This window comes from Pseudomonas sp. S3_B08, assembly GCF_054667725.1.
Genome location: NZ_CP162750.1, coordinates 2,933,663 through 2,957,424 on the forward strand (window position 1 = coordinate 2,933,663; position 23,762 = coordinate 2,957,424).

At 60.3% G+C, this 23,762-nt stretch carries 19 protein-coding genes; 12 read left to right on the plus strand and 7 right to left on the minus strand.

Annotated elements, in window-relative coordinates; genetic code table 11:
- Nucleotides 1-2 precede the first annotated feature (2 nt).
- From AB4N73_RS13255 to AB4N73_RS13285, 7 genes are all read left to right on the plus strand, one after another.
- A complete protein-coding gene (locus tag AB4N73_RS13255; protein ID WP_008079909.1) occupies nt 3-389 on the plus strand; it encodes a phage holin family protein in 387 nt (128 codons plus the stop codon).
- Complete coding sequence (locus AB4N73_RS13260) at nt 386-724, plus strand: hypothetical protein (protein ID WP_041478436.1); 339 nt, start codon at nt 386-388, stop codon at nt 722-724. The genes AB4N73_RS13255 and AB4N73_RS13260 overlap by 4 nt, the downstream gene beginning before the upstream one ends.
- Before the next feature lie 120 nt (nt 725-844).
- Nucleotides 845-2,008 carry an EAL domain-containing protein gene (locus AB4N73_RS13265; RefSeq protein WP_041478435.1) on the plus strand — a complete coding sequence of 388 codons (1,164 nt, stop codon included), beginning with the start codon at nt 845-847 and terminating at the stop codon, nt 2,006-2,008.
- Between the two features lie 69 nt (nt 2,009-2,077).
- Nucleotides 2,078-3,406 carry a deoxyguanosinetriphosphate triphosphohydrolase gene (locus AB4N73_RS13270; RefSeq protein ID WP_016770846.1) on the plus strand — a complete coding sequence of 443 codons (1,329 nt, stop codon included), beginning with the start codon at nt 2,078-2,080 and terminating at the stop codon, nt 3,404-3,406.
- Nucleotides 3,407-3,785: 379 nt separating this feature from the next.
- Entirely contained in the window at nt 3,786-4,412 is a 627-nt protein-coding gene (locus AB4N73_RS13275) for a response regulator transcription factor (RefSeq protein WP_041478434.1), read from the plus strand.
- Nucleotides 4,413-4,420: 8 nt separating this feature from the next.
- Entirely contained in the window at nt 4,421-8,065 is a 3,645-nt protein-coding gene (locus AB4N73_RS13280; RefSeq protein ID WP_150637775.1) for a transporter substrate-binding domain-containing protein, read from the plus strand.
- A 49-nt stretch (nt 8,066-8,114) separates the two neighbouring features.
- Nucleotides 8,115-11,060, plus strand: coding sequence for an HD domain-containing phosphohydrolase (locus tag AB4N73_RS13285; protein WP_460143568.1), 2,946 nt, complete (start codon nt 8,115-8,117; stop codon nt 11,058-11,060).
- Here the strand turns inward: AB4N73_RS13285 and AB4N73_RS13290 are convergent, their stop codons facing one another.
- The gene (locus AB4N73_RS13290) at nt 11,061-11,543 is read right to left on the minus strand and encodes a GAF domain-containing protein (protein WP_016770850.1); all 483 of its coding nucleotides are present in this window, start codon (nt 11,541-11,543) and stop codon (nt 11,061-11,063) included.
- On the minus strand, nt 11,540-12,430 hold the full coding sequence (locus tag AB4N73_RS13295; RefSeq protein ID WP_460143569.1) for an ATP-binding protein: 891 nt from the start codon (nt 12,428-12,430) through the stop codon (nt 11,540-11,542). Before AB4N73_RS13295 ends, AB4N73_RS13290 begins: the two co-directional genes overlap by 4 nt.
- A 165-nt stretch (nt 12,431-12,595) precedes the next feature.
- On the opposite strand from AB4N73_RS13295, the gene AB4N73_RS13300 reads away from it, so the two are divergent.
- Nucleotides 12,596-14,917: a hybrid sensor histidine kinase/response regulator gene (locus AB4N73_RS13300; protein ID WP_423662682.1), complete on the plus strand. Its 2,322-nt coding sequence runs from the start codon at nt 12,596-12,598 to the stop codon at nt 14,915-14,917.
- Here the strand turns inward: AB4N73_RS13300 and AB4N73_RS13305 are convergent.
- From AB4N73_RS13305 to msrB, 3 genes are all read right to left on the minus strand, one after another.
- A complete protein-coding gene (locus AB4N73_RS13305) occupies nt 14,904-15,359 on the minus strand; it encodes a MarR family winged helix-turn-helix transcriptional regulator (protein ID WP_056788501.1) in 456 nt (151 codons plus the stop codon). The genes AB4N73_RS13300 and AB4N73_RS13305 overlap by 14 nt on opposite strands.
- Nucleotides 15,356-15,841: a glutathione peroxidase gene (locus AB4N73_RS13310; protein WP_016770854.1), complete on the minus strand. Its 486-nt coding sequence runs from the start codon at nt 15,839-15,841 to the stop codon at nt 15,356-15,358. Before AB4N73_RS13310 ends, AB4N73_RS13305 begins: the two co-directional genes overlap by 4 nt.
- A gap of 104 nt (nt 15,842-15,945) precedes the next feature.
- Complete coding sequence (msrB, locus tag AB4N73_RS13315; protein WP_041478500.1) at nt 15,946-16,341, minus strand: peptide-methionine (R)-S-oxide reductase MsrB; 396 nt, start codon at nt 16,339-16,341, stop codon at nt 15,946-15,948.
- A 224-nt stretch (nt 16,342-16,565) separates the two neighbouring features.
- Here msrB and AB4N73_RS13320 point away from each other — a divergent pair, with 224 nt between their 5' ends.
- Both AB4N73_RS13320 and htpX read left to right on the plus strand, forming a co-directional pair.
- On the plus strand, nt 16,566-17,777 hold the full coding sequence (locus AB4N73_RS13320) for a pyridoxal phosphate-dependent aminotransferase (protein ID WP_016770856.1): 1,212 nt from the start codon (nt 16,566-16,568) through the stop codon (nt 17,775-17,777).
- A gap of 302 nt (nt 17,778-18,079) precedes the next feature.
- A complete protein-coding gene (gene htpX, locus AB4N73_RS13325) occupies nt 18,080-18,967 on the plus strand; it encodes a protease HtpX (RefSeq protein WP_007908619.1) in 888 nt (295 codons plus the stop codon).
- Between the two features lie 172 nt (nt 18,968-19,139).
- Here the strand turns inward: htpX and AB4N73_RS13330 are convergent, their stop codons facing one another.
- A complete protein-coding gene (locus tag AB4N73_RS13330) occupies nt 19,140-19,796 on the minus strand; it encodes a thiopurine S-methyltransferase (protein WP_041478428.1) in 657 nt (218 codons plus the stop codon).
- Nucleotides 19,797-19,899: 103 nt separating this feature from the next.
- Between AB4N73_RS13330 and AB4N73_RS13335 the strand changes: the two genes are divergently transcribed.
- Nucleotides 19,900-20,667 (plus strand): DODA-type extradiol aromatic ring-opening family dioxygenase, encoded by a 768-nt coding sequence (locus AB4N73_RS13335; protein ID WP_460143570.1) that lies wholly within the window; start codon nt 19,900-19,902, stop codon nt 20,665-20,667.
- A 116-nt stretch (nt 20,668-20,783) separates the two neighbouring features.
- Here AB4N73_RS13335 and AB4N73_RS13340 read toward each other — a convergent pair whose 3' ends face one another.
- On the minus strand, nt 20,784-22,457 hold the full coding sequence (locus AB4N73_RS13340; RefSeq protein WP_016770859.1) for a DEAD/DEAH box helicase: 1,674 nt from the start codon (nt 22,455-22,457) through the stop codon (nt 20,784-20,786).
- Nucleotides 22,458-22,876: 419 nt separating this feature from the next.
- Here AB4N73_RS13340 and AB4N73_RS13345 point away from each other — a divergent pair, with 419 nt between their 5' ends.
- Nucleotides 22,877-23,668 (plus strand): crotonase/enoyl-CoA hydratase family protein, encoded by a 792-nt coding sequence (locus AB4N73_RS13345; protein ID WP_056788494.1) that lies wholly within the window; start codon nt 22,877-22,879, stop codon nt 23,666-23,668.
- Nucleotides 23,669-23,762 lie beyond the last annotated feature (94 nt).

Here is a 23,762-nt window from a genome sequence, read left to right on the forward strand (position 1 = left end):
TCATGTCGATCGGTGAATCCGGCCCGACTGCGGGCACCGCCTCCTCTACGCGTCGCCTCGGCGCTGCCGTTCTGGGCCTGCTGCACAGTCATGTCGAACTGTTCGGCATCGAACTGCAGGAGCAGAAATCACGCACTGTCAGCCTGCTGCTGTTCGCAGGCCTGGCGCTGGTTTTTGCCCTGCTGTTGCTGGTAGGTCTGTCGACGCTGGTGATGATCATCTTCTGGGACACCTACCGCCTGGCGGCGATCATCGGCCTGTGCGTGTTTTACACGCTGGCGTCGATCTTCTGCGGTCTGCGCCTCAAAGCGGCGATTTTCGATGAGTCCTCGCCTTTCCACGGCACGCTCGAAGAGCTGGCCAACGACCGGGAGCGCCTGCTGCCATGAGCCTGCCTGAACTTCCGCACAACAGCTCGCGCCGGGAAATGCGCAAGGCGCTGATCCGTCTGCGCATGGAAATGCACCGTCAGGAAATCCGCCACGAAACCGCGCAAGTGCTGCAACCGTTGCAGCGCATGCGTGGCATGAAGCAGAACGTGCAGGATGGTTTCGGCATCAAGCATGCGCCGTTGTGGGGCGTGGCAGCGGTGACGCTGCTGGGTTTCCTCACCGGCAAAGGCTCGAAACGCAGCGGTGGTGGCGGTTTGACGCGACTGCTGCGTCTGGGCACGACGCTTGGGCCGCTGATCAGACTGGTCATGCACAGCTCGGGCAAACGCTGAAGCGCCCTTCTGGCTACATTCTTGCAATAGCGCCGGGATGAATCTCCTAATCGGAAGATTCCATCCCGCGTGCCTATCCGGCAAGCGCGGCCAAACCAAAAACAAGATTAAGGACTTGCCGTGATCGACGGGCAACCGCTCGCCTGTTTTCAGCCTTTCATCGATACCGCCACCGGCCGCATTGCAGGCGTCGAAGCATTGGGCCGCCTGCGTCAGAGCGATGGTCAACTGACCTCGGTCGGACCGTTGTTCGCCGATCCGCGCACGCCGGCCACTGCCTTGCGCCGTCTCGACCGGCAAATCCGTGATCACGCCCTCAGCCGCCTGCATGAAGCGCCGGCCGAGTGGTTTCTCAGCCTGAACATGTCACCACGCTGGATCAGCCGCCTGCGCGCCGATCAAGCGCTGCCAAGTCTCAAACAACTGGCGCGACACGAGGTTGATCCGCAGCGCATCGTATTTGAAATCACCGAACTGGGTGGTAACAGCGAACGCCTGGCCCACGTGGTCGGGCGCTACCGTGACGCAGGGGCGAGAATCGCCATTGATGATTTCGGCGCAGGCTATTCGCAGCTGGATCGGGTGCTGGCCCTGCAACCGGACATTCTCAAGCTCGATATGCGCCTGTTTCAGGCTGCAGCCCTCGGCGGACCGAGCAGCGATGTGGTAAAGGCTCTCGCCCAGATGGCCGAGAAAACCGGCTGCTGGATCATCGCCGAAGGCGTCGAAACCGAAGCGCAGCTGAATTTCGCGCTGGAGTGCGGCTCGCGCTATGTGCAGGGATTTCTCTTCGCCCGGGCACAAGAAGAATTCTTCGCTACCGATGCCTTCGTCGCGCATTTCGCGCAATTGCGGCAACGCTACGTGAAGCAGAAACTCAGCGAGCGCGGGCGGCTGATGCAAATGCGTCAGCAGCTCAGCGAACTGATGGCGATTCTGCAGCAATGGGCGCAGGCCCGCGCCCCGCTCAGTGCGTTGCCGCAATTGCAGGCGTTTCCCTGGCTGCTGCGCTTTTATCAGTGCGACCGCCACGGCACGCAACTGACTCCCAACCTCGAATGGCGCCATGACGGCTGGTTTGCCGATGACCGCTATCTGGGGCACAACTGGTCGTGGCGACCGTATTTCTATCATCTGCTGGCCGAAGGCTGGGAAGAACGCCGCCTGACCCTGTCGAACACCTATCGCGATGCCACCAGCAACCAGTATTGCCTGACTGCGGGGCAGTTTTTCGATAACGGTGAACGCTTGCTGTTGATCGATATCGACGCAGCAGGCCTGTAGTTCCGCTTGCAGGCGCGCAGCCGAACCGGGAAGCTAGGGCGATCAGTCACCAGACGGAGAGATTCAGCCTTGGATTGGCCAACCCTGCTCAACCGCGAACGCCTCGGCAAGCCGCTGCACAGCCCCCAAGAACTCGGCCGCAGCCCTTTTCACAAAGACCATGACCGCATCATTTTCTCCGGTGCCTTTCGCCGCCTCGGGCGCAAGACCCAAGTGCACCCGGTCACCAGCAACGATCACATTCATACCCGCCTGACCCACTCGCTGGAAGTCAGCTGCGTCGGCCGCTCGCTGGGCATGCGTGTCGGTGAAACCTTGCGCAGCGCGCTGCCAGACTGGTGCGACCCGGCCGACCTCGGCATGGTCGTGCAGTCGGCCTGCCTGGCCCATGACATCGGCAATCCGCCGTTTGGCCATTCCGGCGAAGACGCGATTCGCCACTGGTTTCAACAAGCCGCCGGACGTGGCTGGCTCGATGGCATGAGCGAGGCCGAGCGTGGTGATTTCCTCAATTTCGAAGGCAATGCTCAAGGCTTTCGCGTGCTGACGCAGCTGGAATATCACCAGTTCGACGGCGGCACACGCCTGACCTACGCGACGCTGGGCACCTACCTGAAGTATCCGTGGACCGCGCGCCACGCCGACTCCCTCGGCTACAAGAAACACAAATTCGGCTGCTACCAAAGCGAGCTGCCATTGCTCGAACAGATCGCGCACAAACTCGGTCTGCCGCAAATCGAAGACCAGCGCTGGGCACGCCATCCATTGGTGTACTTGATGGAGGCTGCCGATGACATCTGCTACGCGCTGATCGATCTCGAAGACGGTCTGGAAATGGAGCTGCTCGAATACGCCGAAGTCGAGTCACTGCTGCTCGGTCTGGTCGGCGACGATTTGCCGGAAACCTATCGCCAGCTCGGCCCGCAGGATTCCCGGCGGCGTAAACTGGCGATCCTGCGCGGCAAGGCCATCGAGCACCTGACCAACGCGGCGGCGCGGGCATTTGTCGAACAGCAGGATGCCCTGCTCGCCGGCACACTGCACGGCGATCTGGTCGAACACATGCACGGGCCGGCAAAGCGCTGCGTGTTGAACGCCAAGGACATCGCGCGCAAGAAGATCTTCCAGGACAAGCGCAAGACGCTGCATGAGATCGGCGCGTATACCACGCTGGAGATTCTGCTCAATTCGTTCTGCGGTGCCGCGCTGGAGCAGCACAACGGCCGCACGCCGTCGTTCAAGAGCCGGCGTATTCTCGATTTGCTCGGCAACAATGCGCCGGACCCTCAAGGTTCGCTGCACAGTTCGTTTCTGCGCATGATCGATTTCATCGCCGGCATGACCGACAGTTACGCCAGTGACATGGCACTGGAAATGACCGGCCGCTCAAGTCATTGATCGTCCCCATCAGCCGGCCATTGGTCTGGCCGGCTGATGCCCGGTGAGTTATCGCCACGAACGTTATACGCGTTCTTTAAACTGGTAAGACTGGATCGCGCTGACCCAGGCAACCAAACAAAACGAACCGCACTTGTTAAACACAACTTTAAACACCAGTAAATAATTGGAGATCAATATTGGCTCTCGGATAATTTCCATCTTCGGCGAATTGAACTCTCGTGCTTCCTTACGCCAATCCTAATTTCAACGTAGTCCATTTCTTCATTACGCGTAGGATTAATCCGATAACGTAGTCGCGACACTACCAGTCCATGCGAGTGCTCATGCATCTGAGCTAAGGTGCGCGCTTTATTCATGCTTGCATGGGACTCTATTTATGAACTCCGTTTTTATTGTGGACGATCATCCGGTCATCCGCCTCGCCGTGCGAATGCTCCTGGAACATGAAGGCTACAAGGTCGTCGGTGAGACCGATAACGGTGTCGATGCCATGCAGATGGTCCGTGAATGCATGCCCGACCTGGTCATTCTCGATATCAGCATTCCCAAGCTGGACGGCCTCGAAGTACTGGCCCGCTTCAACACCATGGGTTCCAATTTCAAGATTCTGATTCTGACGGCGCAGTGTCCTACGCTGTTCGGTATCCGCTGCATGCAATCCGGTGCATCGGGATATGTCTGCAAGCAGGAAGACTTGAGCGAATTGGTCAGCGCAATCAAAGCGGTACTTTCCGGTTACAACTACTTCCCCAGTCAGGCACTTAATCCGGTGCGCAGCGATGACACTCGATATGCAGAACTTGAACTATTCAAATCCGTTAATGATCGCGAGCTGATGGTATTGCAGTTATTTGCACAAGGACGCACCAACAAGGAAATTGCCAAGGGCATGTTTCTGAGCAACAAGACCGTCAGCACTTATAAAAAGCGTCTGATGCAAAAACTCAAAGCCAGATCCCTTGTAGAACTTATCGAGATGGCCAAACGCAACGCACTCGTGTGAGACCCCACATGCCCAGCCGTCTGAAGGACTACCTGATCACCTTGAGCGCCGTTCTGTATCTGAGCGCCAATGCCTTCGCCTCGCCAAGCCCCTCACCCGACTATGCGTTGCTCAGCCGCTCGGCAACCGAGGCTGTCGGGATTGTCCTGCAATCGTCACAACGGCAATGGCTACAGACTCGCAGCGAACTGAAACTGGGTACCTCCGCACCTGATTACCCGCCATTCGACATGACCGTCAGTGGCCAGGACTACGAGGGACTGACCGCCGATTACGCAGGGATTCTCGGTCAGGCCACCGGTTTGCCGATTCGCGTGCAACGCTTTCCCTCGCGCGAGGCTGCCATTCGCGCCTTGATCGATGGCCAGATCGACCTGCTTGGCACAGCCAACGGCTACGAAGCAGGCAATGCCAACCTCGCGCTCTCCACACCTTACGCGGTCGATCAGCCGGTACTGGTGACCCGCGAAGATGAAACCCGCTCGCTAACCGAAGGCCTCGCCGGCCTGCGCCTGAGCATGGTGTATCACTATTTGCCGCTGCCGGAGATCAAGGCGCTGTATCCCAAAGCGCTGATCACCTGCTATCCGTCCTATCAGAACGCAATCAACGCGGTGGCCTTCGACCAGGCCGATGTGTTTCTCGGCGACACCCTCTCCACCCATTACATGATCAACAAGGGCTATCTCAATAACGTCCGCATGGCCAACTTCGGCAAGCAGGAAGCCCATGGCTTCAGCTTCGCCGTGCGGCGCAGCAATCCGCAGTTGCTGGGCATCATCGACACCGTGCTAGCAGCGATCCCGCGCAGCCAGCGCGATGACATCGCCAAACGCTGGAGCGCCGGCAGCGACCTGCTGCTCACCGACAGTAAACTCCAGCTGACGGATCGTGAGGAGAACTGGCTCAAGCAGCATCCCGTCGTCAGCGTAGTGGTCAATGAGGCGTACGCACCGTTGACCTTCTTCGACAGCGCCGGCAATTTCCGCGGCATCAGTGCCGACCTGCTCGAGCTGATCCGCTTGCGTACCGGCCTGCGTTTCGAAATCCAGCGCAGCCGTAACGATGCGGAAATGATCAGGCAGATCGACAATCACAAAGCCGATCTGATTGCCGCCCTGCTGCCCAGCGCCGAACGTGAAAAAAACCTGAGTTTCAGTCGTCCCTATCTGGAAAATTCCTACGTGCTGCTGACCCGCAAAAGCGCCGACAGCCCGACCAACCTGGCCCAACTCAAAGGCAAGCGTCTGGCGATCGCCCAAGGCAATCCGCTGGTCGCCTACTTGCATGAGAATTTTCCGGGCATCGAACTGATCGAAACCCCCGACACCTTCAGCGCCGTGTCGATGCTGGCCGACAATCACGTCGACGGCGCGGTGAACTCGCTGGTAATCGCCAACTATTTCATCTCATCGCGCATATTCGATCGGCCACTGCAAATCACCACCACGATCGGCACCAGTCAGGCAGCCTTCTCGCTGGCGACCGCCCGTGACAACACCGAACTGGCCTCGATCATCAACAAGGCGCTGCTGAGCATCGCTCCCGAGGAGCTCGGCGTGATCAACGGTCGCTGGCGCGGTTACTCCACCGCCTCCCAGAACATCTGGCAAAACTATCAGCGCCTGTTCTATCAAGTAGTCGCGGCCGCCGGCCTGATCCTGCTGCTGTTACTGACCTGGAACGCCTACATGCGCCACCAGATCAAGCAACGTCAGGCCGCCGAACGCGCGCTGAACGATCAACTGGAGTTCATGCGCTCGCTGGTCAACGGCACACCACACCCGATCTACGTGCGAGATCGCCAGGGTCTGCTGCAAAGTTGCAACGACAGTTATCTCGAAGCGTTCAACGCCAGACGCGAGGACATCATCGGCAAAGGCGTCGTGCAAGGCACTCTGAGCAATGCGTTCGAGGCCGAGGCGTTCCAGGCCGATTACCAGAGAGTCATTGCCGAAGGCATTCCCTTGATACTCGACCGGCCTCTGCACATCGGCAGCCGCCGCCTGACGATTTACCACTGGATACTTCCCTACCGCGACTCCAGCGGTGCCGTTCAGGGCATCATTGGCGGCTGGATCGATATCAGTGAACGCCGCCAATTGTTTGAAAAACTGCGTGCGGCCAAAGAACAGGCAGACGAGGCGAACCGGGCCAAAAGTACCTTCCTGGCAACCATGAGCCACGAGATCCGTACACCGATGAACGCCGTGATCGGCATGCTCGAACTGACCCTGCGACGCATCGATCCGCAACACCCCGATCGCGCTTCGATCGACACGGCCTACCATTCGGCCAAGGATCTGCTCGGGCTGATCGGCGATATTCTCGACATTGCCCGTATCGAATCCGGGCGCCTGAGCCTGTCCCCGGAGTGGATCAATCTGGTCGACACGGTGACCTCCGTTGCGCGCATCTTCGACGGCCTAGCGCGGCAGAAAAACCTTGCCTTGCAAGTCGTCTTCAACCCGCCGAACCCGGCTGTGGATGTGCACCTGGATCCGCTGCGCTTCAAGCAAGTGCTGTCCAACCTGGTCAGCAATGCCATCAAGTTCACCGAAAGCGGCCACGTGCGGATCACCCTCGACCTGATCCCGGCAGACGCTGCTGGGCGAACATTGATGCAGCTGACCGTGCAGGACAGCGGCTCAGGCATCAGCGCCGAAGATCAACAGCGCTTGTTCGAACCTTTCTCGCAGGCGGATAACGGCAGTAGGCAGGCAAAAAACGGCGCCGGACTCGGGCTGGTCATCAGTCGCAACCTGTGCGAAATGATGGGCGGACAACTGCAGTTGAGCAGCCAGCCCGGCATCGGCACTCAGGTTTGCATATCGCTGCCGCTGGACAGCCTGCCGGCAAAGGCGAATCCGCCGAAAAGCGAACCGTTGATCAAGCCTGCGACAACGCCGTTACATGTCCTGGTTGTCGACGACCATCCGGCCAACCGTTTGCTCATGTGTCAGCAACTGGAGTTTCTCGGTCATCGCTTCAGCATTGCCGAAGATGGCTGCAGCGGCCTCGAGCGGTGGAAGGCCGATCATTTCGATCTGGTGATCGTCGACTGCAACATGCCCTTGATGAACGGCTATGACATGACCCGTGGGATTCGCCAGCTTGAACTGCAAAACCACCGCCCGCCGTGCACCGTGCTGGGTTTCACCGCCAATGCCCAGCCCGAAGAAGTCCAGCGCTGCAAGCTCGCCGGCATGGACGACTGCCTGTTCAAGCCGTTGAGCCTGACCCTGCTCGGACAGTGGATCGACGGCATCACGCCGGCTTCACCGGCCTCGGTCTTCGACCTGCAAAGTCTGAGCCTGCTGACCGGCAACAACCCCGGGCAAACCCGGCGCATGCTGGTGGAACTGCTCAAGAGCAGCCGTCTCGACCGCGAAGAACTGCTGAGGCTGTCGCCCGAGGATGATCGCGAAGCGCTGGCAGTGGTTGCGCACAAGATCAAGGGCGCAGCACGCATCGCGCAGGCCTCGCGGTTGATCGAATGTTGCGATGAGCTCGAGGACGCCTGCCAGCAAGCGCTCGCGTCACAGGAGATTGCCCGTCGCTGGGCGGCAACCAGCCAAGCGATGCTCGAACTGGCGCAGGCCCTGCAACAACAATTGTCCCTGGCCGATCAAGGCACAGTGAGCGAGTCTTAACTATGCTTGGACGCTGAGCAGTGAGTTAAACATTCATGGAGAGCCTGCAATGCACAGCCCACTGCGCCCCGAGCAACGCCGGTTGCCGCTGCACGTGCACATCAGCGTCATGTTCACCTTTCTTTTATTGCTCACCGGCGTGGTGCTGGGCCTGTTCAATTACCACCAGACCACGCAGATCATCCTGTCGAGCAGCGAAAAGCTGTTTGACCGCATCGAGCAGGATGTACGCCTCGATCTGCAGGCAACCTATCAGCCGATCCGCAACCTGTTAAGCCTGCTGGCGGATACCCCGGCAGCCCAGGCTAGTGATCTGGAACAACGCCTGCCCTTGCTCAAACCCTTCAGCCAGTCGCTCACCGACAACCCGGCGCTGGCGTCGCTGTATCTGGGTTACGCCAATGGCGATTTCTTCATGGTGCGCGCGCTGCGTACTCCGGCTCTGAAGGCGCAGCTTCAGGCGCCGGAAGCGGCGGCCTATCAAGTCTGGAGCATCGAGCATGCTCCACAAGGCGCCATACGCTCGCAATCATTGTTCTTTGATCAGGCCCTGACACCGATCAACCGCCGCGAGCATCCCCAAGAGCCGTACGATCCGCGCAGCCGGACCTGGTTCAGCGACGCCCTGCAACAGGCCGGGCAAATCACCACCGAGCCCTATGTATTTTTCTCGACCCACAATGTCGGCACCACGCTGGCCCGGCGCAGCGGCGAGAACGCGGTGATCGGCGCCGACCTGACCCTCGCTTCGCTGTCGACCGCCCTGGGCAAGCACCGGGTCACGCCCTCGACAGAGATCGCGCTGTACGACATTGACGGCAACGCCGTAGCTTACCCCGACAGCCATCGCCTGATCGTCGATGACCGCACTGCGCGTCTGGCCAGAGCGGCCGATCTCAGCCCTGAGCTGAACGCGCTGCTCAGCTCCGACAATATCGGCAAGCGTCTGCAAGTAAACGACCGGCAATGGATCGTCGCGCGCACCAGCATCGAGGAAGGCGGGCCGAAAGGCCTGCAACTGGCGCTGCTGGTGCCGGAAGACGAATTACTGGTGGATGCGTTCCGCATGCGCTGGCAAGGCGCGCTGATCACCCTCGCCATCCTGTTGCTGTGCCTGCCATTAGGCTGGGTGATTTCGCGGATTCTGGTCAAGCCGCTGCATGCCCTGGTCAAGGAAGCCGACGCGATCCGCAGCTTCGACTTCAGTTCTCCGCTGGCGCGCCGCTCGCCCGTACTGGAAGTCGATCAATTAAGCCTGTCGATGGCGCGGATGAAAGAAACCCTGGGCAGTTTCTTCCGCATCACCGACAGCCTGTGCGCCGAAACCCGGTTTGCCCCGCTGCTCGAACGCGTGCTGTTCGAAACCGTACAGATCGCTCAGGCGCAGGCCGGTCTGATCTACCTGCGCGAAGCCGACGGCGCGCGCATGGAACCTTATGGACTGGTGATTGATGGCGTGCCGCAGAAGCTGGAGGCGTTCGACATTCAAGGACGTGAGTTGCATAAAAACACAGGCCCGGCGTGGTTCGAGCAACTGGCCAGCGCCAACAATACCGTCAGCCATCTGGGCTTCGATCAGGCCGGCGACTTGCAGAAAATCCTCCTGGCCATGGAATCACCGCGCATTCACCTGATCGGCATCCGCCTGCACAACCAGCACGATGAAACCATCGGCCTGCTGATTCTGCTGGTCAATGACAGTGGTGAGCCGAGTGATCTGGAAAAGCTGCGGCCTGACCGAATTGCCTTCTTGCAGGCGGTGTCCGGCGCGGCGGCGGTGAGCATCGAAAGTCAGCGTCTGCAAGCGCGGCAGAAACAACTGCTCGACGCCTTCATCCAACTGCTGGCCAGCGCGATCGACGCCAAGAGCCCCTACACCGGCGGCCATTGCCAGCGGGTGCCGGAACTGACGTTGATGCTCGCCCAGGCTGCTGCGGCAAGCCAGGACCCGGCGTTCAGCGCTTACCAACCGAGCGAGGATGAATGGGAGGCGTTGCACATCGCAGCGTGGTTGCACGATTGCGGCAAGGTCACGACGCCGGAATACGTGGTCGACAAAGCCACCAAGCTCGAGACCATCAACGACCGCATCCACGAAATCCGCACCCGCTTCGAGGTGCTCAAGCGTGACGTGTGGATCAACTACTGGCAGACGCTGGCGAACGGTGCAGACGAAGCGGCGCTGGCCCGCGCCCGTGATAGTGAGTTGCTGACGCTCGATGACGACTTCGCCTTTGTCGCCCGCTGCAATCTCGGTGGCGAGGCCATGGCCGAGGCCGACCTGCAACGCCTCGAGCGAGTGGCGCAACGCAGATGGCTGCGCACCCTCGATGATCGCCTCGGTGTGTCATGGGAAGAAAACCGCCGCCAGGCGAAAACCCCTGCGCAGCTGCTGCCCGTCAGTGAAAGTCTGCTGGCCGACAAACCCGAGCATCTGATCGAACGTGACAAGAACGAGCTGATCCCCGAGGACAACCCCTGGGGCTTCAAACTCGATGTGCCCGCGTACAAGTACAACCGCGGCGAGTTGTACAACCTGAAGATCGCCCGCGGCACGCTGACCCGCGAAGAGCGCTACATCATTAACCATCACATGGTGCAGACGATCATGATGCTCAGCCACCTGCCCTTCCCCGGTCACCTGGACAGCATTGCCGAGATCGCCGGCGGCCATCACGAAAAAATGGACGGCACCGGGTATCCGAAACGGCTGAAACGCGAGGAGATGAGCCTGCCGGCCAGGATGATGGCGATTGCCGATATTTTCGAAGCGCTGACCGCCGCCGATCGCCCTTACAAGAAAGCCAAGTCGCTGAGCGAGGCGCTGGGGATCATGGCGACCATGTGCCGTGAAGCGCATATCGATGCGCCGTTGTTCGGCCTGTTCATCAACGAAGGGGTGTACATGCAGTACGCAACGCGGTTTCTCGATCCCGCGCAAATCGACAGCGTGGATACGGCCAGCCTGTTGCACAAGGCTGGCCTCGGCGGTTGATCAGCAGTCGGTCAGGCGCAGGAAAATCGCCGCCAGTTGCTCGATGCCGGCCTGATCTTCGGCGCCGAAACGCGCCAGCTTCGGGCTGTCGAGGTCGAGCACGCCGATCAGGCGACCGTCCTTGACCAAGGGCACTACCAGTTCGCTGTTGGAAGCGCTGTCGCAGGCAATGTGGCCCGGGAAGGCATGTACATCCTCGACGCGCTGGGTTTGCAGGCTGGCAGCAGCGGCGCCGCAAACACCGCGCCCGAACGGGATGCGCACGCAAGCGATCTGGCCCTGAAACGGGCCGAGCACCAGCTCTTCGTTACGATTGAGGTAGAAACCGGCCCAGTTCAAATCATCGAGCTGGTTGAACAGGAACGCGGAAAACTGCGCGGCATTGGCGATGAAATCGCGTTCGTCCGCCAGTAGCGATTCCAGTTGCGCGGCCAACATACCGTAGCCTTCGAGGCCCTGGCCGCTTTGTTGCAAATCAATCATGCCTTGTGCTCCAGCAATTTCAGTCCCACCCAGTAGCGGGCGAATTGATACGCGCAACGTCCGTTGCGATTACCGCGGCCGGTGGCCCAGCGCACGGCGAGGATGTCGAGTGCTTCGTCGCGCTGCCAGCTCAGGCCGGCCTTGGCGGCCAACTGGCCGATCCAGTGCTCGACGACGTCGAGAAAATGTTCCTGGGTAAACGGGTAGAACGACAGCCACAGGCCGAAACGGTCGGACAGGGCGATCTTGTCTTCCACCGCTTCGCTCGGGTGCAGTTCGCCGTCGACGCGCTTCCAGTTTTCGTTGTCGCTTTCCTTTTCCGGCACCAGGTGGCGGCGGTTGGAAGTGGCGTACAACAAGACATTGTCGGGGGCCTGCTCGAGCGAACCGTCGAGCACGCTTTTCAGCACGCGGTAGTCGCCTTCGCCGGATTCGAACGACAGGTCATCGCAGAACAGCACGAATCGTTGCGGCAATTTGGCGACTTGCTCGAACACGCGTGGCAGGTCAGCCAAGTGATCGCGTTCGATCTCGATCAGACGCAGGCCGGCACCGGCGTGCTCGGCCAGCAACGCACGCACCAGCGAAGACTTGCCGGTACCGCGTGAACCCCAGAGCAAGGCGTGGTTGGCCGGCATGCCATCAAGAAATTGTTGTGTGTTGCGCCCCAACTGCTCCAACTGCCGGTCGACGCCGATCAGGTCGGACAGACGCATGTCGAGGCTGACTTCCAGCGGCAACAGGTAACCGCTGCGACCGTCACGCTGCCAGCGCGCTGCCAGGCATGTGTTCCAGTCAATGACGGGGCGCGGTGCCGGCAACAGTGGTTCGATTCGCGCCAGAACCGACTCGGCGCGTTCAAGAAAAGCATTCAATCGGGAATCCACGTCTTCTCCTCGGGCACTTTCACAGTGATGATGACGATCCAGCGACGACACACAGATAAAATCGCCTCAGCAAGCCTTGTTACAAGGCGATTCGGGAACCTCGGTATCCCTGCATGATCGACTATGCTTGAGCAGCGAAGGGAAACGGAAGTGGTTCAACAACCCATGGATATCAAATTCACCCACCGGCTGTCTTACAAGCAAGCCAGGCTTACCGTGCTGGTCGGGTTCATTCTGGGCACCCTGCTCAGTCTGCTGCAGATCGGCATCGATTATGCCAGCGAAGACGCTTCCATCAACCGTGAAATCCTCGCGCTGCTGGAAATCAGCCACAATCCGGCCTCGCGCATCGCCTATAACATCGACGCCGAGCTCGCGCAGGAGCTCACCCTGGGCCTGCTGCGCTCGCCGGCGATCATCGCCGCGCAACTGATCGACAACAACGATACCGTGCTGGCCAGCGTCAAACGCCCGGAACTGCAGAGCAGCTATCGGCTGATCAGCGACTTCCTGTTCGGCGCCAAGCGTCATTTCGAAGACCGCCTGTATCTCGACCACTTGCCCAACGAATCCCTCGGCGTTCTCAAGCTTGAAGTCGACACTTATGCCTTCGGCAGCCGCTTCCTGCGCCGTGCGGAAGTCACACTGCTCAACGGTTTCGCCCGCAGCCTGCTGCTGACCGGGATCCTCCTGGCGCTGTTCTACGTGATGCTGACCAAGCCGTTGGTGCGGGTCATCCGTGAACTCAGCGGCCGCGACCCGCGCAGCGCCGAGCCGACCACGCTTGAGTGCCCGGCCGGCCACGGCAACGATGAGATCGGCGTGCTGGTCAAAGTCGCCAATCAGCAGTTCGAGAACATCGCCACCGAAATCCAGCAACGGCGCACCGCGGAAAACCGCCTGACCGAATACCTCGCGCAACTGGAAGACATCGTCTCTGCGCGCACCGCCGAACTCAAGGCAATCAACGCCCGCCTCAGTCAATCCAACGAAGAGCTGGAAGTGGCCCGCCGCACTGCGCTGGACATGGCCGAAGCGCGTTCGGCGTTTCTGGCCAATATGAGCCATGAGATCCGCACGCCACTCAACGGTTTGCTGGGGATGATCGCGCTGTCGCTGGATGGCCCGCTCAACGCCGAGCAGCAGCAACAACTGTCAATCGCCCACGACTCGGGCAAGGTGCTGGTGGAACTGCTCAACGATATTCTCGACCTGTCGAAATTCGACGCCGGGCAACTGGAGCTGGAAAACATCCCCTTCGACCTCGGTTCGCTGATCGAAGACACCGCCAACCTGCTCTCGCAGAACGCCGCGCCAAGCGTCGAGCTGACCTGTCTGATCGAGCCGCACTTCCCGGCGCTGGTGCTGGGCGACCCGACCCGGGTGCGGCAGATCGTCAGCAACCTGCTGTCCAACGCGCTGAAATTCACCCGCTTCGGTCGGGTCGATGTGCGTCTGTCGGCGTACAAGGGTGGCGTGCGCATCGAAGTCTGCGACACCGGCATAGGCATCGCCCAGGAAGCGCAGGTGAAAATCTTCCAGCCGTTCACCCAGGCCGGCGCCGGTATCACCCGTCAGTACGGCGGCACCGGGCTGGGGCTCGCGCTGACGTACAACCTGTGCGAGGCGATGCAGGGTCGGCTGACCATCAGCTCCGAAAGCGGCTTCGGCAGCCAGTTCTGCGCCGAACTGCCACTGCCCTCTCACACCCGCGCGCTGCCGCCGATACCGTTACGCGGCAAGGTTCTCGCCATCACCGCTGCCAGCAGTGGCCTGGCGGAATTGCTGAAAAGCCTGTTGCCGGTGTGGGGCCTGGAATACACGCAGCGCACTATTGATGATTCGCTGCTGGGCCTGAGTCCGGATGTGCTGATCACCGATTGCCCGGAATGCCTGTTCGGTCTGCGCCCTAGCATCACCGCGCCGATTCTGCTGGTGACTGCTTACGGCAGTTTTCTGCCCAGCGAAGAAGCCGCCGCCCTCGCCCCCTTGCAGCAGCAAGCCCGGCCGCTGGCGCGCAACGCGCTGTACCAGCATCTGCGACGGATTCTGCAACCGGACGCCGCCACCCTCAGCGAAGCACAAGCGGATGCCTTGCCGTCCGCGCGCCGGGGCAAGGTGCTGCTGGTCGAGGACAACCCGGTCAATCAACTGGTCGCCAAAGGCATGCTCGGCAAGCTTGGCTGCGATGTAGTGGTGGCGGGGCATGGTGCCGAGGCGCTTGATCAACTGGAGTTTGCCGATTTCGATCTGGTGCTGATGGACTGCAACATGCCGGTGATGGATGGCTATGAAGCCAGTCGGCAGATTCGCCAGAGCGGGCGCTGGCCGAGTCTGCCGATTGTCGCGCTGACCGCCAATGCCATGTCCGAGGAACGCGAACGCTGCCGCGCGGCGGGCATGAGCGACTATCTGGCCAAACCGTTTCGCCGCGAAGAACTCGCCGCGTTGCTTGATCAGTGGATGCCGACTACTAAAGCCCTTTGATCTGCCCGAGCAAATGATCGAGGCCGGCGCGCAAATCATTGAGCCGGTCGAGATCTACGCCACTGTCGCAGAGCAGGCGCGCCTTGAGTGGCCCGACCTGCTCGCGCAGTGCTGTTCCGGCAGGCGTCAGGCTCAGGTGCATCTCGCGTTCATCCCGCGCCGAGCGCCGACGCTGGACCAGATCGCTCTGCTCCAGACGCTTGAGCAGAGGAGTCAACGTCCCCGAGTCCAGCGCCAGACGTTCGCCCAAGGCCTTGACCGTCGGTTGCTCCGGCGCAGCATCCTGCCATTCCCACAGCACCAGCATCGCCAGGTACTGCGGGTAGGTCAGGCCCAACTGATCGAGCATCGGCTTGTAGGCGCGAATCACCGCCCGCGAGGCCGCGTACAGCTTGAAGCACAACTGGCTGTCGAGCTTCAGCGAATCAACCGCCAGGCTCATTTCAGTAGAGCTTCGATCTCGCCGCTCAGGTCCTGCGGCTTGGTCGTCGGGGCGAAACGCTTGACCAACTGGCCATCCTTGCCGATCAGGAACTTGGTGAAATTCCACTTGATGCCCTGCGAGCCGAGCAGGCCCGGGGCGCGCTTCTTCAACTGCACGAACAGCGGATGAGCATCGGCGCCGTTGACGTCGATCTTCTTGAACAGCGGGAAGCTGACGCCGAAATTCAGTTCGCAGAACTCGCTGATGGCGCCCTCATTGCCCGGCTCCTGTTTGCCGAACTGGTTGCACGGGAAACCCAGTACCACCAGCCCTTGATCCTTGTAGGTTTGCCAGAGTTCTTCGAGGCCCTTGTATTGCGGAGTGAAGCCACACTTGCTCGCGGTATTGACCACCAGCACGGCTTTGCCGGCGAAATCGGCCAAGGTCTTTTGCTCACCCTTGATGGTGGTGCACGGGATATTCAGCAGGTTGTCGCTCATGGGTCGGCTCCGCAATGGTCAGGAAGGCGCAAACATAACGAGCAATTGAATTGTGTGCAATCTAATTGACCGATAAAAAGGCGACGCGATGTCGCCTGTTTCGGTTATTCCCGGGGCTCGAGATTCAGGCACACCGAGTTGATGCAATAACGCAGGCCGGTCGGTGGTGGGCCATCCGGGAACACGTGGCCCAAGTGCGCATCACAGCGCGCGCATTTCACTTCGGTGCGGATCATGCCGTGGCTGGTGTCGCGGATCTCAGTCATCGCGCTATCGCCGATCGGCGCGTAAAAGCTCGGCCAGCCGCAGCCGGAGTCGAATTTGGTCTTGGAGTCGAACAGCGGCTCGTTGCAGCAGACACAGTGGTAGACACCGTCGGTTTTGGTGTTGTTGTATTTGCCCGAAAACGGACGCTCGGTGGCACTCAGACGGCAGACGTTGTACTGCTCGGGGTCGAGCATGGCACGCCATTCTTCCAGGGTTTTCTGCAACTTTTCCATCATCACACCTCAGCGGCTGAAAAAGCCCGATCTGTACCTTTTCCACGGATCGGGCGGCACGTATGATTGCGCCTCGTCACGCGCCAGTCTGGCAGCCAGACCGGGCGCATTCAAACGGATTCTGAGCGCTAAAGCGCCAGACCTCCGCCTGTGCGAAGACGCAGCAATCCCAGTACGGTTGTCCATTTGCCGCCTGGATCGTTCATTTTCGGGATCACATCGCCATGCAGTTCAGCAAATCGAACAAGCTCGCCAACGTCTGCTATGACATTCGCGGCCCGGTGCTCAAGCACGCCAAACGACTGGAAGAGGAAGGCCAGCGCATCCTCAAGCTGAACATCGGCAACCCGGCGCCGTTTGGTTTCGAAGCGCCGGACGAAATCCTCCAGGACGTGATCCGCAACCTGCCGACCGCGCAAGGTTACAGCGACTCCAAAGGCCTGTTCAGCGCGCGCAAGGCGGTGATGCAGTACTACCAGCAGAAGCAGGTTGAAGGTGTCGGCATCGAAGACATCTACTTGGGCAACGGCGTTTCCGAGCTGATCGTGATGTCGCTGCAGGCGCTGCTCAATAATGGCGACGAAGTGCTGGTGCCAGCCCCGGACTATCCGCTGTGGACCGCTGCCGTCAGCCTCGCTGGCGGTAACGCCGTGCATTATCTGTGCGACGAAGGCGCCGACTGGTTTCCGGATCTGGCCGACATCAAGGCCAAGATCACCCCGAACACCAAGGCCATGGTGATCATCAACCCGAACAACCCGACCGGTGCGGTGTACTCGAAGGAAGTGTTGCTGGGCATGCTGGAAATCGCCCGCGCGCACAACCTGGTGGTGTTCTCGGACGAGATCTACGACAAGATTCTTTATGACGACGCCGTGCATATCTGCACTGCCTCGCTGGCGCCGGATCTGCTCTGCCTGACGTTCAACGGCCTGTCGAAATCCTACCGCGTGGCCGGTTTCCGCTCCGGCTGGATCGCCATCTCCGGGCCGAAACACAACGCGCAGAGCTACATCGAAGGCATCGACATGCTGGCCAACATGCGCCTGTGCGCCAACGTGCCGAGCCAGCACGCAATCCAGACCGCGCTGGGCGGCTACCAGAGCATCAACGATCTGGTGCTGCCGCAGGGTCGCCTGCTGGAGCAGCGCAATCGCACTTGGGAGTTGCTCAACGATATTCCCGGCGTCAGCTGCGTGAAGCCGATGGGCGCGTTGTACGCGTTCCCGAAAATCGACCCGAAGGTCTGCCCGATCCACAACGACGAGAAGTTCGTGCTTGATCTGCTGCTTTCCGAGAAGCTGCTGGTGGTGCAGGGCACGGCATTCAACTGGCCGTGGCCGGATCACTTCCGCGTGGTCACCCTGCCCCGCGTCGATGATCTGGAAATGGCCATCGGCCGCATCGGCAACTTCCTCAAGTCCTACCGCCAGTAATGGCCAGCAGTGCGCAACGGATTGACTGTTGCGCACTGTCTGATTCAGCAACACATCTTTGTTCCGCGCCTTTGCAGCCCTTCTACACTTGCGATGCGAGCCGTACAGACGTGTCTGACCTAATGGCGGCGGGGCGAAAGGCTGTGTCATCCGTGTCGGAATCGAGGGTGGGAATTTTCTTTTTCCTCAAGAAACCGCTGTAGGACACAGTTTGAAATAGTCACTCGGTTGAATAGCCCGGTGCCGCACCTTATATACCCCGCAGTACGCTACATCTTTAGCTTGAGGAGAGTTCTACAACCATGATGCGCATCCTGCTGTTTTTGGCCACTAACCTGGCGGTCGTGCTGATAGCCAGCATCACCCTGAGCCTGTTCGGCTTCAACGGGTTCATGGCGGCCAACGGGGTCGACCTCGACCTCAGTCAGCTGCTGGTCTTCTGTGCGGTCTTTGGTTTCGCCGGCTCGCTGTTCTCGCTGTTCATCTCCAAGTGGATGGCGAAGATGAGCACCGGTACGCAAATCATCAGCCAGCCACGCACTCGTCATGAGCAATGGCTGCTGCAAACGGTCGAGCAATTGTCCCGCGAAGCCGGGATCAAGATGCCTGAAGTCGGGATTTTCCCGGCCTACGAAGCGAATGCTTTCGCTACCGGCTGGAACAAGAACGACGCGCTGGTCGCGGTCAGCCAGGGCCTGCTCGAGCGATTCTCGCCCGATGAAGTGAAAGCCGTACTGGCCCACGAAATCGGTCACGTCGCCAACGGCGACATGGTCACGCTGGCTCTGATCCAGGGCGTGGTGAACACCTTCGTGATGTTCTTCGCGCGGATCATCGGCAACTTCGTCGACAAGGTCATCTTCAAGAACGAAGAAGGCCAGGGCATCGCCTATTACGTGGCGACCATCTTCGCCGAACTGGTGCTGGGCATCCTCGCCAGCGCAATCGTCATGTGGTTCTCGCGCAAGCGCGAATTCCGTGCCGACGAAGCCGGCGCCCGCCTGGCCGGTACCAGCGCGATGATTGGTGCTCTGCAACGTCTGCGCGCCGAACAGGGCCTGCCGGTGCATATGCCCGACACCCTGAACGCCTTCGGCATCAACGGTGGCATCAAACAGGGCTTCGCCCGCATGTTCATGAGCCACCCGCCGCTGGAAGAGCGTATTGACGCACTGCGTCGTCGCGGTTGATTTGATCGCAATAAAAAAGAAGGCCCGCAGTGATGCGGGCCTTTTTTTGTATCTTCAGATCATGCGTTGTCAGCAAAGTCCCATTCGCGAGCAGGCTCGCTCCCACCTTTGAAACGCATTCCCCTGTGGGAGCGAGCCTGCTCGCGAAGACGCCGGAGCTGCTAATAAAAAACTATCTGGAAGAAACCCGATAAACCCGCTCCACCAACCACTCAACCCCGCCCTGTAGAAACTTGGGGCTCTCAGCCAGAATATCTCGCTCTTCCAGTTTCTCCAGCTGCCAACCCTGGCCCAGCAGCCGCTGCGCCTCATCATCATTCACCGCAAACGGCGGTCCCGGGATCTGCGTCTGATCGTAATCCAGGGTAATCACCAGCCCTTTCATCTCCGGCGCCAGCAAGTGCTGCAAATGCGCCGCGTAGCGCTGGCGCATCGCGTCCGGCAAGGCAATCAGCGCGGCGCGGTCATACAGCGCAGTACAATCTGCGACGTCCTCGGCCGTCAGCGCAAAAAAATCACCGCACCACAATTCGAACGCAACACTGCGATAAACCTTGAATGCGCCCTGCTCGCTGATCTGCGGTTGCAACTGATGTTCGCTGAAAAACTCCTCGACAGCCTTTTCCGCTAGCTCAACCCCAATCACCTGGTGTCCCTGCCCGGCAAGCCAGAGCAGATCCAGACTCTTCCCGCACAGCGGCACCAGCACACGCGCCGACGGTGCAATCGCCAGCTCCGGCCAGTAGCGCTGCAAATACGGGTTGGCCTCGGGCTGATGAAAGCCGATCTGGTTCGAATCCCATTTCTTGTACCAAAACTCAGGCTGCATGGATCACTCCCGAAAAACCGATGAAAAACCGCAGAAACTTATATTGGATTCAGATCGATGATCTGACTGAAGATGGTTCATCTTAGCGCTCAGGAGCCCGTCCATGTTGCCCAGCCTGTTTATCTCCCACGGTTCACCGATGCTGGCGCTGGAGCCCGGTGCCAGCGGCCCGGCACTGGCGCGACTGGCCGCTCAACTGCCGCGCCCCAACGCCATTGTCATCGTCTCGGCGCACTGGGAAAGCCAGGAACTGCTGGTCAGCAGCCACCCGCACCCGGAAACCTGGCACGACTTCGGCGGTTTCCCCCGTGCGCTGTTTGAAGTGCAGTACCCGGCACCGGGCAATCCGCAGCTGGCCGCCGAGGTGGCTCAACTGCTGAACGCCAATGACCTGCCGGCGCGGCTCGATCCGCAACGACCGTTCGATCATGGTATTTGGGTGCCACTGTCTTTGATGTATCCGCAGGCCGATATTCCGGTGGTGCAAGTCTCGTTGCCGAGTCGCGGCGGACCGGCATTGCAGACGCGAGTTGGCCGTGCACTGGCGAGCCTACGCGAACACGGCATTCTGTTGATCGGCTCCGGCAGCATCACCCACAACCTCCGGGAGCTGGATTGGCATGCCGGCCCGGAAAGCGTTGAACCGTGGGCGCGGGATTTCCGTGACTGGATGATCGACAAGCTGGCGGCCGACGATGAAACAGCGCTGCATGATTATCGCCAGCAGGCGCCGAATGCCGTGCGCAGTCACCCGAGTGATGAGCATTTGTTGCCGCTGTACTTTGCTCGCGGTGCTGGCGGGGTTTTCAGCGTGGCGCATCAGGGTTTCACGATGGGGGCGCTGGGTATGGATATTTATCGCTTCGGCTGACGTCATCGCTGGCAAGCCAGCTCCCACAAGGTGTTGTGTCGCCCGATGAGCAGGCAAAAAAAATCCCCGAACCAGTCGGGGATTTTTTATGTGCGATCAATCAGCCCGAGGGCGGATCAATCTTCGCGGTAGCGACGCAGCTTGAGCTGCTTACCGGCCACGCGAGTGTCCTTCAGTTTGGTCAGGAGTTTTTCCAGACCTTCTTCCGGCAGCTCGACGAGGCTGAAGCTGTCACGCACCTGGATGCGACCGATCGCTTCACGGGCCAGACCGCCTTCGTTGAGGATGGCGCCCAGCAGGTTTTTCGCAGCGATACCGTCACGCGCGCCCAGCGCGGTACGGCAACGAGCACGGCCTTCGCCCAAAGGCATTGGCGCGCGACGCTCGCGGTCACCACGATCAGGACGATCACCGGAACGCTCAGGACGGTCGCCACGCGGTGCGTTGTTCGGCACCAGTGGACGTTCCTTCTCGATTGCGGCCAGGTTCAGCGCTTGACCATTGGTGGCTTTGCGCAGCAGCGCAGCAGCCAGAGCACGCGGGGTGCAACCGATGTCGGCGGTCAGGCGGTCGAGCAGCTCACCGTGAGTCGATTCGGCATCAGCAACCAGCGGCGAAAGGCTGTTGGTCAGTTTCTTGATGCGAGCATCGAGAACGGCTTGAGCGTCCGGCAGACGCACTTCGGCAACTTTCTGACCGGTTACGCGCTCGATCACTTGCAGCATGCGGCGCTCACGTGGAGTCACCAGCAGCAGTGCACGACCTTCGCGACCGGCACGGCCGGTACGGCCGATACGGTGCACGTAGGATTCCGGGTCGTACGGCATGTCAACGTTGAACACGTGAGTGATGCGCGGAACGTCCAGACCACGGGCAGCAACGTCGGTGGCGACAACGATGTCCAGACGGCCATCTTTCAGCGAGTCGATGACGCGCTCACGCTGGTTCTGGGCGATGTCACCGTTCAACGCGGCGGCTTTGTAGCCTTTGGCGTCGAGGGCGCTGGCCAGGTCCAGAGTGGCTTGCTTGGTGCGCACGAACATGATCAGGGCGTCGAAGTCTTCGACTTCCAGCAGACTGAGCACGGCCGAGGTTTTCTGGTCAGCGTGAACCAACAGGTGAGCCTGTTCGATCGCGGTAACGGTCTGGGTCTTGGTCTGGATCTTGACGTGTTGCGGATCGCGCAGGTGGCGTTCGGCAATGGCGCGGATCGACTGCGGCAGGGTCGCCGAGAACAGCACGGTCTGGCGGGTCGATGGCAGAGCCTTGAAGATGACTTCCAGGTCATCCATAAAGCCCAGCTTCAACATTTCGTCAGCTTCGTCGAGAACCAGATGGTTCACGGTCGACAGGACTTTCTCGTCGCGACGCAAGTGATCGCACAGACGACCCGGAGTAGCGACAACAATCTGTGCGCCATTACGGATTGCCTTGAGTTGCGGGCCCATCGGCGCGCCGCCGTAGACAGCCACGACGGTGACGCCTGGCATTTGCTTGGCGTAGGTTTCAAAAGCGGTTGCTACTTGCAGCGCCAACTCTCGGGTTGGCGCCAGGATCAGGGCTTGCGGTTCGCGCTTGGCAGGATCGATGCGGTGCAGAATAGGCAGTGCGAACGCGGCGGTTTTACCGGTACCGGTTTGCGCCTGGCCAATCATGTCCTGGCCGGCCATGATGATCGGGATCGATTGCTGCTGAATCGCCGAAGGCTCTTCGTAGCCAGTCGCTGCGACGGCTGCAAGAATATTCGGGTTGAGATTAAAAGCGGCGAATCCGCCGGTTTCCTGGGTCATGGGTCTGCCTCTAAGTGCATCCGCAAAGACCCATGCTCCAAAGCTGCGCATGCCGTGTTGAGACTCAAGAGTCGCCCTGGCAGCTTTGTCGGCGGGGATTTGCGAAAACGAATGAATGAAGATGAATCGTCAAGGAAGAGCCCGCAATGCGGACGTGCAGCCGAAGCTGACTTCGGGAAATGCGCTACCTAAACGCGGCCCGGTTAAAGGCCGGCGCGCACTATACCGGATTTCGCCCGAAAAGGGAGCTTTTTTTGTGGCCCCTATCCGTGTGTCACCGCCGTGTAACGGGGTTTTGCGGATAATCGCGCAACGGTCTATTTTGCAAAGGCCCGGCCCTGCGGGCGATGACGCTTAAACGGTTCACCGACCTGCGGCAAAGCGCCGCGCATCCGCCCTTCCCGCTTGAGGATTTAGCCATGAATCAGCCCTGCGCCGGCCGCGTCAGCCGAGAACGTCGTGGTCATGTGCACTTGATCGGCCTCGATCGGGCGGCCAAGCGCAACGCTTTCGATATCGACCTGCTCAACGACCTGAGCCTGGCCTACGGCGAGTTCGAAGCCGACCGCGAAGCGCGGGTCGCCGTGGTGTTCGGCCACGGCGAGCACTTCACCGCCGGGCTTGATCTGGTCAATGCCAGCGCGGCTCTGGCCGAAGGCTGGCAGGTTCCGACAGGCGGGTGCGATCCCTGGGGCGTTTTCGTCGGGCCACGGGTGAGCAAGCCGGTAATCGTCGCCGCGCAGGGTTACTGCCTGACTATCGGCATCGAGCTGATGCTGGCGGCGGACATCAATCTGTGCGCGAGCAATACCCGCTTCGCGCAGATGGAAGTGCAACGTGGGATTTTTCCGTTTGGCGGGGCGACTTTGCGTTTCCAGCAGATCGCCGGCTGGGGCAATGCGATGCGCTGGTTGCTCACCGGCGACGAGTTTGATGCACACGATGCGTTGCATCTGGGCTTGGTCCAGGAAGTGATGGCCAGTGAAGACTTGCTGCCCCGCGCGATCGAGCTGGCCGAACGGATTGCCCGGCAAGCACCGCTGGGCGTGCAGGCGACCTTGATGTCAGCGCGGCAGGCGCGCTATGAGGGTGAGACAGCGGCGGCGCAGGCGTTACCGGCGCTGGTGAAGAAGTTGCTCGCCACTGAAGATGCCCGGGAGGGGGTGAGATCGCTGGTGGAGCGGCGGCCAGGGATTTTCAAAGGGGTGTGAAGAATCTGCTGCCTGTCAGGGCCTTTTCGCGAGCAGGCTCGCTCCCACAGGTCGAACGCATTTCAAATGTGGGAGCGAGCCTGCTCGCGAAGGG